Below are 11634 nucleotides of genomic sequence, written 5' to 3'. Positions count from 1 at the left end.
ACACCAGCAAGAACGAACCGGTCGGCTGGCTGAGCCACCAAGGCGCCCTGAGATCACTGCACCCGCCCCAGCACACCCCGACAGCCACCTCTCCCTCATGACACAGACGAGGAGAGGACGCAGGCCTCGCCGAGCCGCGCGCCGTGTCCTTCCGGTCGCCCGCCACCGGTCACGAGACGTGCGGGCCGCTGAGGTAGCGCCCGTCGGTGCCGAACGGCCAGGCGTTCGCGACGCATCCCTTCAGACCTTTGATCTGCTGCATCATGACCGGTGCGGGCCGACCCGCACCGGGGCAGGTCTCATGACCGTGTCCGATGCGGTGCCCCACCTCGTGGTTGATGATGAGCGCCCGATACTCCTCGATCGGTCCGTCGAACTCAGGCGAACCGAGCAGCCAACGCCGCAGATTCACCACCACAGTGCGGCCGACACTGCAGTTGACCTCACCGTGCGTGTGCAGGCCGGCCGACCCGCACAGACAGTCCACCGTGTGCGGCGTGGCGATCTTGACGACGAAATCGCGCCGCCCCGAGGCCACGAGCTGGAACGAGTTCACGCCGTCGCTGCCCCAGCCCCGCGGATCTCCCAGTACTCCGGCGATCTCCCGCGCCGCAGCGTCCGCCACGACGCCACTGCTGTCCTCGACCTGCACCTGGTAGCGCCGCAACCGCGCCCCCGTGCCGACCACCCGGCCTTCGGCGGCCGCGGTGACGAAGGTGCCGGAACCGACCACCGGCACGGCGGCCGCCCCCCGCATACTGTCCCCGGCGTGCGACGCCGCGCCGGGGGACCGAAGGCAACGGGCAACGGCTCGCACAGTCTCGCTGTGCCGCCAGTGGCCGTACGCGCTTCCGCAGCTCAGCAGCACACCACCGGCCACCAGACAAGCGAGCCACGTTCGCGTCGTACGGCTTCGGACGGCGCGCCCCTGACCGCACCCCCACCGCCGCACAGACCGTCACACCCTTCATGGTTCAGACCAGGACGTCGAGCTTAGTCGACCCCCGCGTCCTGCCCGACGGGCCCCTCGGCCGCCTCGTCCGGGACCGAGCCCAACGACGGCTACGCCTGCGGTGCCCGCCGACCGTTCAAGGCGGACAACTACCCTGCCAGAGGCAGGTCCATGGCCAGTACACACAGCAGCTACCCTCACAGCGGAGCCGGCAACCGCCGACGCCGCGCCGTCACACGGAGCCGATATGCCTGCCGAGCCTCCTGGAAAGACAGCGACGTGGGCAAAGGTGCTGGCCGCGTTCGTGCTCCTCGTACTCATGCCGCTGGTGATCTGGTTCCTGGCCAGTTTCCCGGGATCGGGCGCGTTTCCGTGGTGACCGCGACAGCCCTCACCCATGGCATGGCCACGGCCCGTGCGGTCCGGTGGAGCAGTTTTGGCGTTGCTGCTCACCGGCATGCCCTCTCGTTCCAGGTCACCCCGGTGTTCGAGACGTCGCCGAAGGTCTTGTATCCGTCGTCCTGATGGATCGCCACTCCCACGACCACGCGGGCGAGTGAGGGTGACAGGCGGTCGAGGTCGAACGTCATCTCCTCGACGAAGCCGAAACCGAAACCGAAGGCCTGACCGGTCCTGCTGCGCCGGCTCATGTTGATCGTTCCGTCCGGCGACCGCTTGTCGAACGCGACAACGTAGACCGGCCGCCCGTGCGGTGCGTCCGCGGCGAAGGTCGTGGCGATGATGGTCGTCGCGGAGGGAGACGAGGAACTTCTGACGGACGACTTCCAGCGGCGTCGGATCCACCGCCGCCGACGGTGGCGGCGTTCACCCGGAACACCTCCGGGGCCTGGGATTTCCAGGAAGTGGTGCGAGGACCTGCAAGACATGCGCATATCCCTCCTGCGATCAGGATCGCAGAAAAGATGCGCACTCCCCTTACCGCCTCGTGCACCAACGTCATCCATTCATCGCGGCATCACTTTTGTGTGCGACAGCCGTGGACCCGGGAAGAGATGTCCGACTGCACAGCGAGATGCGGATCAGCGTGCCACGCCATAGATCCGCAATCCGTAGGTGATGATTTCAGCTCCGTAGTACCCAGCTGCACCGCCGAGTGCGCAACTGCCGACTACGGCACCGCCTGCGCCCGCTCCGACCACGCAGCTCGAGACCACCCGACTACGTCGCTACCTGTGTCGAGCATGTCGGAGAAGCTGAACAGCCCACTGGGTCGCAGTTGTTGACGGGGTCGCCGTTGGTGTGGAGGCAGGGGTCGGTTTCCTGGCCGGACGGGTGGGATCGGGCGGAGCGGCCGAGGGTGGAGTCGTGCGCGGGAGACCAGTGGGTCCGTACGCGTGGGTGTGAGCGGGAGATCCCTTGACAGCAGACGGCTCCTGGGATGTGGGCCGCTGAATCCGTTGGTCTCACCCGGACACCCTGCGAACGCGACGGATGCGCGCAGTGCCGGTCGAGGCACTCGGATCCAACATGAACCTGTCAATATGTGACGCACGTCACATCCAGTTCCTGTCAGCAATCGGGGTGCTGTTCCGCTCAAGTCACCAAGAGGAACCGAACAGGCAGGAGCAACACATGAGGCACCGCATCGTCGTCCTCGGCGCCGGCTACGCCGGGTCCTACACGGCCGGGATCCTGGCCCGCCGGCTGTCCCCCGCGGACACCGAGATCACCGTGGTCAACGCCGTACCGGACTTCGTCCAGCGCATGCGGCTGCACCAGCTCGCGGCCGGCCGGGAGATCGAGGCTCCCAAGCTCGCCGACGTCTTCGCGGGCACGGGGATACGGCTGCGCCTGGCCCGTGTCACCGCCGTCGACCCCGAGAGGCGGGTCGTCGCCGTGGCCGACCCCGACGGCGGCGGTGGACTCGGCTACGACACGCTGGTCTACGCGCTCGGCAGCCACGGCGACGTCCGCGGCGTTCCCGGCGCGGCCGAGTATGCCTTCGACGTTGCGTCCCAGCCCTCCGCGCTGCGCCTGCGCGAGCGCCTGGACAGCCTGGACAAGCCCGGTGCAGACGCGAATGTGCTGGTCGTCGGGGACGGGTTGACCGGGATCGAATCCGCCACCGAGATCGCCGAGGCCAGGCCCGGCCTGTCGGTGGCACTGATCGCCCGCGGCGAGCTGGGCGCCCGGCTCTCCGCCGGCGCCCGCGGCCACCTGCGCCGGGCCTGCGACCGGCTGGGCATCGCCGTCCTGGAGCACACGAGCGTCGAAGCCGTGGAAACGGCGCGGGTGCTGTGCGCCGACGGCACCGCCCTGGCCTCCGACGCAACCGTGTGGACGGCCGGATTCGCGGTCAACCCCATCGCCGCCGCCGCCGGTCTGGAGGTCACCGAGAACGGCCGGATCGTCGTCGACCGCACCATGCAGTCGGTCTCGCACCCGGACGTCTACGCCATCGGCGACAGCGCCTACGCCGTCCGCGACAACGGCCGGCCGATGCCGATGTCGTGCGGCTCGTGCGGCGACACCGGCCGGCAGGCCGTCGAGGCGATATTGGGGCGCCTGACCGGCCGCAAGATCGCGCGCACCAAGCTGGCCTACACGCACAACTACATCACCCTCGGGCGGCGGGACGCGATCCTGCAGAAGGTGGACGACGAAGGGCAGGCGAAGCCGAAGTATGCGGGCGGCAGGAGGCCTGCGTGGATCAAGGAGCGCCTCACCAGGGGCGGGCTGCGGGGAGCCCAGCACCCCACAGCCGGCCTGCCCAGGCGCAAGCACCGTCTTGCAGCCGCGCCTGACGGCGCCGCCGCGAAGGCGCCTCGCGTGGCCGCCTAGGGTGGTCCGCGTGGACAGCGCCGCCACTGATCGCTTCGACATCAGTCGGTTCGAGGCCAGCCGGAACCGGCTGGCCTCGCTGGCCTACCGCCTCCTCGGCTCGGCCGCCGACGCCGAAGACTCCGTGCAGGATGCGTTCCTGCACTGGCAGGCCGCCGACCGGCAGCTGATCAAGCTGCCCGAGGCATGGCTGACCAAGGTCGTCACCAACCTGTGCCTGGACCGGCTCCGCTCGGCACAGGCCCGCCGCGAACGCGCCGTCGGCGCCTGGCTGCCCGAACCGCTCCTCGACGGCGATCCGATGCTCGGCCCGGCCGACACGTTCGAGCAGCGCGAGTCGGTCTCGCTGGCTGTGCTGACCCTCATGGAGCGTCTGTCACCCTTCGAGCGGGCCGTCTACGTCCTGCGCGAAGCGTTCTCCTACAGCCACGCCGAGATCGCCGAGATCCTCGACATCACCGAGTCCGCAAGCCAGCAGCACCTCCACCGGGCCCGGCGCCGCCTCCCCGCCGCACGGCGCCGCGGCGAGGAGGTCGACGCGGCGTCCGCGCGCCGGATCGCCGAGGAGTTCCTCACCGCAGCTGCCTCGGGCCGCACCGAGCGGCTGGTGGCGCTGCTCACCGACGACGCTACCGCGATCTCCGACGGCGCCGGCCTGACCGAGAAGCTGCTGCAGTTCGACACCCCACAGCGCGTCGCCGCCATCGCACGAGCCGGCTTCAAGCCCACAGCCGCGAAACGGCGCTTCGCCGGCGGAACCATGACCGTCCACTACGCCCTCGTCAACGGCGCCCCCGCCGTCCTCTTCGTGGTCGGCGGCCCGGTCGTCGGCGCCGTGACGTTCGACATCGCCCACGGCAAGATCGCAACCGTGCGCGGCATCGCCGCCCCCGCCCGCCTCGTCCGCCTCACCGAAGCCTGGCGACAGCACCCACCGGACACACCGCTCATCGCCCAGTGGTGATCCGCCTGCGTTCCCTGGGCGGTCGCTCGTAAAGCACCCGGCCGCGCGGTCGTCCACCCGGGGCGACCGTGGTGTGACCTTCAGACCTTCGGCCCGGCGCGGCTGGTCACGTGGACCACCACGTCACAGCGAGGACGAGGGCACGACCCGCCCCGGCTCACCTCACTGTCCGCCGGCGCCGGCCTCTCGGTCGCCCGCACGCGGTGAGGCGGTCAGGAGCCCGAGGGCCCGAGCGCACTCAGTGCCGCGTCGAGACGCCGGCCGGCCTCTTGCGCCACGGGCGCCATGGCGTCGAGACCCGTGAGGGTGACCATGGTGTCGGGGTCGATCACTTCGACGATCACCCGGTCGCCGTCTCCGCGGACGACGACGTTGCAGGGCAGCAGGAGCCCTACGGACCGGTCGGCCCCCAGTGCTCGGTGCGCCAGAGGCGGATTGCACGCGCCGAGGATCAGGTAGGGCTCCATGTCCTGGTCCAGCTTGGCCTTGAGAGTGGCCTGGACGTCGATCTCGGTCAAGACCCCGAAGCCCTGGTCGGCCAAGGCCTGACGGACGTCCTGCTGCACCTGCTCGAACGGGCCTTCCAGCGTGATGGTACGGCCGTAACGCATGGGTTTCCTCCCGACTTCCGAGGCTTCCGGGGTACCCGGCCGAGCGCACTCTTCACGCGAGGCCGTATGGCAGGCACGGAACTCCGCAAAATCTCACGCAAGGCGTACGAGAAGGAGTCGCGGCGCCTGCAGATGAATTGGTGAACCTTCAGGATGGGTTCTGACCGAGAAGAAACGCGTTGCCGTGGTGTTCGAAGGACGGGACGACGGCACGCGGTGACGGGGGAAGGAGTCCAAGAGGTGGGCGATCATGTTGAGTCGCCCTCACTCAGGGTGCCGGGACGCCCCCAGCCGACGGGCCACACGCGGTCGCCCCGGGACCGGCAGACGTACGTACCGCACCATGCGGCTCGCTTGTGACGGTTGCCCGCGCGTGACGCCGGGTCCCGAAGCCGCGCACCGAAGGCGTCAGGACGTCTGAGGCACCACCGCGACCGGGCAGGCCGCGTGCTGCAGCAGCGTGTGGGTGACCCGCCCGAGCTGAAGACCGAAGTGTCCCGACCTGTGGCGTGCCCCGACGACAACGAGGTCGGCGGCGGCCGTCTGATGAACCAGCACCTTGCGGGCCGGCCCTTCGATCGTCGTCCTGCGCAACCTCACGCCCGGGTGTTCCGCGGCGGCTTCGGCCACCAGGGTGTCGATCAGGGCGGAAGCCCGTTGCTCGTGCTGACCCTCCGAGTCGTCGCGCGGTGTCCGGTCGTCGGCATTCTCGTACGCCGGACACCGCCAGGCCCGTACGACGTCCAGCTCGCAACCCCGGATGTCGGCCTCGCGAAAGGCGAACCGCACGGCCGCTCCGCCGGTGTCGGGGTCGCCCGCCCCCAGCAGGATGCGCTCGTGGGAGCCGGACAGCGCCGGCTTCTCGCCCCTGACGACGACCACCGGGCAGTCGGCCCGGGAGGCGACGGCAAGACTGACCGAGCCGAGGAGCGCCCCTTTCAGCTCGCCACGACCTCGTGATCCGGTGACCACGGCCGTGGCGTGCCTGCCTTCGGCCAGGAGGGCGGAGACCGCTTCCGCCGGTATCGTGTCGGTTTCGACCGTGAGGCTGGGATCGTGGCGCCGGACGCGCTCCGCGGCGGTCCCGACGATGTTCTCGGCCATCACCTGCTCGGAGGGGCGCTCTCGGCCCACGGCCGGCAGTGCTCCCTCGTACCGCTCCCAGAGAGAGGCGTACACCAGGCGCAACGGCAGCCGACGGCGCTGTGCCTCGTCCACCGCCCAGTCGATGGCCAGGAGGCTGCCGTCCGACCCGTCGACACCTACCACCAGGGGAAGTGCCATCATCCCCACCGCCCTTCTCTCCTTCTGCCAGTCCGTGTAGCGGAACTACCACTTTCACGGTGGCACCGGGCGCCCGGGTCCGGCAGGGGCGATCGGGTCCCTCCGAGGGACCTTCGGCCCCAACGACCGGATGGCCGGCGCCTGCGTACAGGCCGTCTCGGCCCCGTTCCGACGGCCGGCGGGCCGGGACCGGTCGTCCCTTCCACCCGGCGTTCCGCAGGTGCTGCAGAAGGTGGCGCAGGGGACGGCAGGGCTGGGGTCGACGGCCGCACCCTGCGGTCGGGATGCGCACGCCGATGGCCCCACGTGTCCGGGGCCGAGTGTCCCCCGACAGTGCCCGGAAGGCCCGTAGTGCCGGCGGCACACAAGCGGCAGGCTGGTATCGGGGAAGGGCGGTCGCGCTCGGCAGCCGCCCGAGCGACCGCTCCCCGACGGTCCGGGGGCAGTGGAAGGAGACGAAACGATGACCTCCACAACCACCCTGCCCATAGCCATGCCGGCGCAGCACCGCGAACGTCTGCTGCGGCTCGCCCGCGAAGTCTCGTTCCCGCCCGGTGCCCGGCTGTTCGAAGAGGGCCGGCCGGCCGATCGCTTCTGGATCATTCGGACCGGAACGGTCGTTCTGGACCTCCGCGTTCCCGACGGACGCAACGCCGTCGTCGAGTCGCTGGGCCACGGCGAACTCCTCGGCTGGTCCTGGCACTTCCCTCCGTACGAGTGGCACCTGGGTGCCGAGGCGCTCAGCCCGGTACGGGCCTGGGAGTTCGACGCGAAGACCGTCCTGGCCGGGTGCGCCGAGCACCCCGACTTCGGCCGGGCGATCGCGTCCTGGGTCGGACAGGTGGTGGCCGACCGCCTGCAGAAGACGCGCATCCGTCTGCTGGACCTGTACGCCCCGCACGGCAGCGGAATCCTGCCGTGAGTACGTCCCCTCAGGCCGGGTCGAGGAGGAAGCCATGCTCAACAGCCCGCACACGGTGAGTGCCGTGATGACGCACACGGCCGTGGCCGTGGGTCCACAGGCTCCGTTCAAGGACATCATCGCGCTCATGGACCAGTGGAAGGTCAGTGCCCTGCCCGTACTCGAGGGCGAGGGACGAGTGATCGGTCTCGTGTCGGAGGCCGACCTGCTGCCCAAGGAGGAGTTCCGGGACAGTGACCCGGACCGCTTCACTCAAATGCGCCGCCTGACCGATCTGGTCAAGGCCGGCGGTCTGACCGCGGCGGACGTGATGACGGCTCCCGCCGTCACCGTCCACCCCGACGCCACCCTCGCCCAGGCCGCGCGCATCATGGCGCAGCGGAAGGTCAAGCGGTTGCCCGTCGTCAACGCCGAGGGACTGCTCGAAGGTGTCGTCAGCCGAGCCGACCTGTTGAAGGTGTTCCTGCGCACGGACGACGACATCGCCGAAGAGGTCGGCCGGGAAGTCGTCGCACCGCTCTTCCCCTCCCCGGCGGACACCGTCCGGGTGGAGGTGTCGGACGGCCTCGTCACCCTCGGAGGACGGGTCAGGGACACCTCGCTGGTGCCCGTGGCCGCCCGCCTGGTCCGCGCCGTGGAGGGCGTCGTCGACGTCCGATGGGACCCGACGGATGTCGAGGCCGCTGCCGAAAGGTGAAGGAGACCAGCGCGTTACGGGCCGGCGCCACGCCCGGCCAGGCGTACTCCTCGTAACAGTGCCCCAGGACCGCGGCGTCGGCGCGGTCAGTTCGGTCAGCGCGGTCCCGGACGGTCCGCTGCAGGTCCTGCGTGCTCCGACCTTCCGGTCATGCGGTGTCGCGCCGTCCCGGGCCCTGTGACGGGTGGCGGAGTCATGTGCCCCGGCCACAGGCCCCGGATGGGACGAACCGGGACCGGCCGGGGCGGAGCCACTGCTGCGAACGGTCATGCGTGACGGCAGGGCGTCTCGGCCCGCCGGACACCCTGCCGGAGGGACACGCGCGGCTGACGGCGGACCTGGCGGGCCTGCCCGCCGACAGTGTGCGCGTCCGGGCTCCCCGGCCGACCGGGCGCCCCATGTTCTCGGAACGGCTGTCCGAGCCGACCGCGGATCTCGGCGACCGCCTCCGGTCGTGATCGATACATCCAGGTGTGCTGTTCGGCCTGCGCTCTCTCCGCTGGCGCGGTGGCGTGGTACCGGGCAGCGTGGACAGGGGCGGACGACGTGAGCGAGGTGACCATGCAGTCCTCTGAGGCGACAGCACGGGTGGTCGTGGGTGTGGACGGGTCCCCGTCCTCCTATGCCGCGCTGCGCTGGGCCGACCGGTACGCACGCTCCGTCGGTGGTGTCGTGGAAGCGATCCATGTCTGGGACACACCCTCCGCGGTCGGTTTCACCGGTCCGGCCATCGACCCCGATTTCGACCTGGAACAAGCCCGTGAGCGGTTCGCGGCGGAGCTGGAGGCCACGTTCCCCGCCGAACGGCCGCCGGGTCTGAAGGAGATCCTGGTGGAAGGCGACCCGTCGGAGACCCTGATCCGTGCGTCGCAGGGAGCCGAACTCCTCGTGGTGGGCCGCCGGGGCAGGGGCGCCTTCGCACGGGCGATGCTGGGCTCGGTGAGCCAGCGCTGTGCCCAGCACGCGGCCTGCCCCGTCGTCGTCGTCCGCCAGGAAGCGGAAACCGACCCGGTCCACTGATCCGCCTCACCGGCGGGCCGACGGGCCGACGGGCCGACGGGCCACTGGTCCGGTGTCCGCGGAACACATCCCACACACACCGTCGGCGGCGAGACGTCGCACGGCGCGGGAGCCGCCACACCCGCAGGGCTTCAGTGCGGGCTCGTCTACGTGTCGCGGGCGCTCTCCTCCGAGGGCGCGCCGCGCACCTCCAGCGCCACCTCCGGTGCCCGGGCCAAGGTGTTCGTGACAGTGCAGTGGGACACCACCGCTCGCAGGGCGTCCAGCTGCTCCGCCGGCAGGGTGGGGGCCGTGACGGTCAGGAGCAACGACGCGACGCGCGGCGGCCGGTTGTCAGCCGTGTGGAACCCGGCACGGACGGAGAGGCCCTCCCGACCGGCACCGTGCCGGTCCAGGAAGCGCCCCGCGTAGTGCGCGGCGCACGAGGCCACCGCCGCCACGAACAGCTCCACGGGCGTGGGAGCGGTGTCCTTCCCTCCGTCGGCGAGCGGCTGGTCGACGGTCAGCACATGCCCACGGACCCGGACCCCGTAGGCGTCTTGGACGACCGGCACCACCTCGACGGCTCCGGGTGCGGCACTGGGCTCCGGTTCCACCGCGGCTGCCTGGAACAGCAGCAGACCGGCGAGACGCCTGGCTTCCTCCGCCGTGAGGGACGTCCACAGTTCGTCCTCGTCACAGGAGGCGAAGGAGGTGTCCAGGACGATACGCACGAGGACCGCGTGCGGCCACGAAGCCCACGAATGTGGACCGATCTCCGTGAGACGTTCTCGCTCGGCTGTCTCCGCCAGGACGGAGGCGACCCCGGTGTCGCCGACGCTCCGGCCCGCGTGTGCCGCGGCGTCGATGTCATCCGACTCGAACGCGACAACAGCCCCTCGACCGCGCGGACCCTCTCGGACGCCTCCGAGGTGCGCACCAGCACGGCAGCATCCGGGGCCGACCAGGAGCTGCCGGGAGGGGCGGCGGGCAGCCCGTCGCGGGTGAAGACGACGCGGCCCACTGCCGCACCGCGTACGCCGGTCCTCCGTCCGATCGTCCCACGGGTGACCGGCTCCGACCCGTCCGGCGACCCGGCCCGGCGGACGCGACGCCCGCCGGGCGGGCCGGCCGTGTCACACCGCGTCGGCGGCGACGACTTCGCGCCTGGGGCCGCCGAGGACCACCTTGAGCGCTCCGGTGTCGGCGGCCGCGGAGAAGACCTCGTACGCCTCCTCCATGCGTTCCAGCGGGAACGTGTGGGTCACCAGCTGGCCGGTGGGGAGCCGGCCGGACGCCGCCATGCGCAACAGCGTCGGCGTGGAACGGGTGTCGACCAGACCGGTGGTGATGGTGACGTTCTTGATCCACAGGTCTTCCAGGTGCAGGGTCGCCGGCTTGCCGTGCACGCCGACGTTGGCGACGTGCCCGCCCGGGCGCACCATGCGCGTGCACATCTCGAAGGTCTCGGGGACGCCCACGGCCTCGATGACGACATCGGCGCCAAGGCCCCCGGTGAGGTCGGCGACCAGCTGCTCCGGGTCCTCGCGGGCGTCCGCCACGGCCTCCGCCCCGAGCTTGCGGGCGGCCTCCAGCCGGGCGGTGGCCAGGTCCACGACGACGATCCGTTCGGGTGCGAACAGCCGCGCCGTGGCGACCGCGGCGAGTCCTATGGGGCCGGCTCCCACCACGACGACCGTGTCGCCGGGGCGGACGCGTCCGTTGAGCACGCCCACCTCGTAGGCGGTCGGGAAGATGTCGGCGAGCAGCACGGCGTCCTCGTCGGTGACCGCGCCCGGCAGGGAGTGCACGGAGAGGTCCGCGTGCGGGACTCGCACGTACTCGGCCTGAGTGCCGTTGATCAGGTGGCCGAGGATCCAGCCCCCTCCGCCGAGGCACTGGCCGTACCCGCCCTCACGGCAGTAGCGGCACCTTCCGCAGGCGGTGATGCAGGACACCAGGACGCGGTCTCCCGGCCGCACCGTGCGTACGTCCGTGCCGACCTCGACGATCTCGCCGACCGCCTCGTGGCCGAGGACGGTCCCGGGCCGCACCTCGGGGACGTCCCCCTTCAGGATGTGCAGATCCGTCCCGCAGATGGTGACGGCGTCGACCCGCACGATGGCGTCGGTGGGCTCCTTGAGTTCCGGATCGGGTGTGTCCTCCCACGCGGACCGGCCCGGACCGTGGAATACGTAGCCTTTCATCGTGATGCTCACTCTCCTTGCGCTCGGGCTCTCCTTGCGCTCGGGAGCATCCGGGGCCACGGTGACCGGTCCGCGCCGGGCGGGCCCACGACCGTCGGTACGACGGGGATTGCCCCACAACTCCAGACTGCCCCGGCAGCACGGACGCCGCTTGGGCCGGTCGGCCCCCGCCCGCCACATGTCGGCCCTGGGCCCG

The 11634-nt window shown here is 70.9% G+C and carries 11 protein-coding genes and 2 pseudogenes; 7 read left to right on the top strand and 6 right to left on the bottom strand.

Annotated elements, in window-relative coordinates; translation table 11 throughout:
- Positions 1-169 precede the first annotated feature (169 nt).
- Together AB0P07_RS27860 and AB0P07_RS27855 are read right to left on the bottom strand one after the other, a co-directional pair.
- Positions 170-952 (bottom strand): DUF3152 domain-containing protein, encoded by a 783-nt coding sequence (locus AB0P07_RS27860; protein WP_365555342.1) that lies wholly within the window; start codon positions 950-952, stop codon positions 170-172.
- Positions 953-1428: 476 nt separating this feature from the next.
- Positions 1429-1752 (bottom strand): annotated as a pseudogene (locus AB0P07_RS27855) (TerD-family protein); the annotation flags it as partial.
- Between the two features lie 793 nt (positions 1753-2545).
- Here AB0P07_RS27855 and AB0P07_RS27850 point away from each other — a divergent pair.
- The gene (locus AB0P07_RS27850; RefSeq protein WP_365555340.1) at positions 2546-3754 is read left to right on the top strand and encodes an FAD-dependent oxidoreductase; all 1209 of its coding nucleotides are present in this window, start codon (positions 2546-2548) and stop codon (positions 3752-3754) included.
- A 10-nt stretch (positions 3755-3764) separates the two neighbouring features.
- Positions 3765-4718 (top strand): sigma-70 family RNA polymerase sigma factor, encoded by a 954-nt coding sequence (locus tag AB0P07_RS27845; protein ID WP_365555339.1) that lies wholly within the window; start codon positions 3765-3767, stop codon positions 4716-4718.
- Between the two features lie 212 nt (positions 4719-4930).
- Here AB0P07_RS27845 and AB0P07_RS27840 read toward each other — a convergent pair whose 3' ends face one another.
- Positions 4931-5329, bottom strand: coding sequence for a DUF302 domain-containing protein (locus tag AB0P07_RS27840; protein ID WP_365555337.1), 399 nt, complete (start codon positions 5327-5329; stop codon positions 4931-4933).
- A gap of 261 nt (positions 5330-5590) precedes the next feature.
- Here AB0P07_RS27840 and AB0P07_RS27835 point away from each other — a divergent pair.
- Positions 5591-5689, top strand: a pseudogene (locus AB0P07_RS27835) (polyphosphate kinase 2); the annotation flags it as partial.
- Between the two features lie 48 nt (positions 5690-5737).
- On the opposite strand, the gene AB0P07_RS27830 reads toward AB0P07_RS27835, so the two are convergent.
- A complete protein-coding gene (locus AB0P07_RS27830; RefSeq protein ID WP_365555335.1) occupies positions 5738-6616 on the bottom strand; it encodes a universal stress protein in 879 nt (292 codons plus the stop codon).
- Between the two features lie 460 nt (positions 6617-7076).
- On the opposite strand from AB0P07_RS27830, the gene AB0P07_RS27825 reads away from it, so the two are divergent.
- The 4 genes from AB0P07_RS27825 to AB0P07_RS27810 all read left to right on the top strand — a co-directional run bounded on the left by AB0P07_RS27825 (position 7077) and on the right by AB0P07_RS27810 (position 9252).
- Positions 7077-7535: a cyclic nucleotide-binding domain-containing protein gene (locus tag AB0P07_RS27825; RefSeq protein WP_365555333.1), complete on the top strand. Its 459-nt coding sequence runs from the start codon at positions 7077-7079 to the stop codon at positions 7533-7535.
- A gap of 34 nt (positions 7536-7569) precedes the next feature.
- Positions 7570-8232: a CBS domain-containing protein gene (locus AB0P07_RS27820; protein WP_365555331.1), complete on the top strand. Its 663-nt coding sequence runs from the start codon at positions 7570-7572 to the stop codon at positions 8230-8232.
- 272 nt (positions 8233-8504) lie between these two features.
- Complete coding sequence (locus AB0P07_RS27815) at positions 8505-8690, top strand: hypothetical protein (RefSeq protein ID WP_365555330.1); 186 nt, start codon at positions 8505-8507, stop codon at positions 8688-8690.
- 103 nt (positions 8691-8793) lie between these two features.
- Entirely contained in the window at positions 8794-9252 is a 459-nt protein-coding gene (locus tag AB0P07_RS27810) for a universal stress protein (protein ID WP_365555355.1), read from the top strand.
- 146 nt (positions 9253-9398) lie between these two features.
- Here AB0P07_RS27810 and AB0P07_RS27805 read toward each other — a convergent pair whose 3' ends face one another.
- Both AB0P07_RS27805 and AB0P07_RS27800 read right to left on the bottom strand, forming a co-directional pair.
- A complete protein-coding gene (locus tag AB0P07_RS27805; RefSeq protein WP_365555328.1) occupies positions 9399-9965 on the bottom strand; it encodes an OsmC family protein in 567 nt (188 codons plus the stop codon).
- A 402-nt stretch (positions 9966-10367) separates the two neighbouring features.
- On the bottom strand, positions 10368-11438 hold the full coding sequence (locus AB0P07_RS27800; protein WP_365555326.1) for a zinc-dependent alcohol dehydrogenase family protein: 1071 nt from the start codon (positions 11436-11438) through the stop codon (positions 10368-10370).
- Between the last annotated feature and the right edge of the window lie 196 nt (positions 11439-11634).

It is taken from the genome of Streptomyces sp. NPDC085944 (assembly GCF_040686295.1).
GTDB lineage: Bacteria > Actinomycetota > Actinomycetes > Streptomycetales > Streptomycetaceae > Streptomyces > Streptomyces salinarius.
This window is presented reverse-complemented; position numbering and strand designations above follow the sequence as displayed.

Excerpts from the sequence above, each read along its gene's own strand:
- AB0P07_RS27850 (WP_365555340.1), top strand. The coding sequence starts at position 2,546 with ATGAGGCACCGCATCGTCGTCCTCGGCGCCGGCTACGCCGGGTCCTAC.
- AB0P07_RS27840 (WP_365555337.1), bottom strand. The coding sequence starts at position 5,329 with ATGCGTTACGGCCGTACCATCACGCTGGAAGGCCCGTTCGAGCAGGTG.
- AB0P07_RS27830 (WP_365555335.1), bottom strand. The coding sequence starts at position 6,616 with ATGATGGCACTTCCCCTGGTGGTAGGTGTCGACGGGTCGGACGGCAGC.
- AB0P07_RS27825 (WP_365555333.1), top strand. The coding sequence starts at position 7,077 with ATGACCTCCACAACCACCCTGCCCATAGCCATGCCGGCGCAGCACCGC.
- AB0P07_RS27820 (WP_365555331.1), top strand. The coding sequence starts at position 7,570 with ATGCTCAACAGCCCGCACACGGTGAGTGCCGTGATGACGCACACGGCC.
- AB0P07_RS27810 (WP_365555355.1), top strand. The coding sequence starts at position 8,794 with ATGCAGTCCTCTGAGGCGACAGCACGGGTGGTCGTGGGTGTGGACGGG.
- AB0P07_RS27800 (WP_365555326.1), bottom strand. The coding sequence starts at position 11,438 with ATGAAAGGCTACGTATTCCACGGTCCGGGCCGGTCCGCGTGGGAGGAC.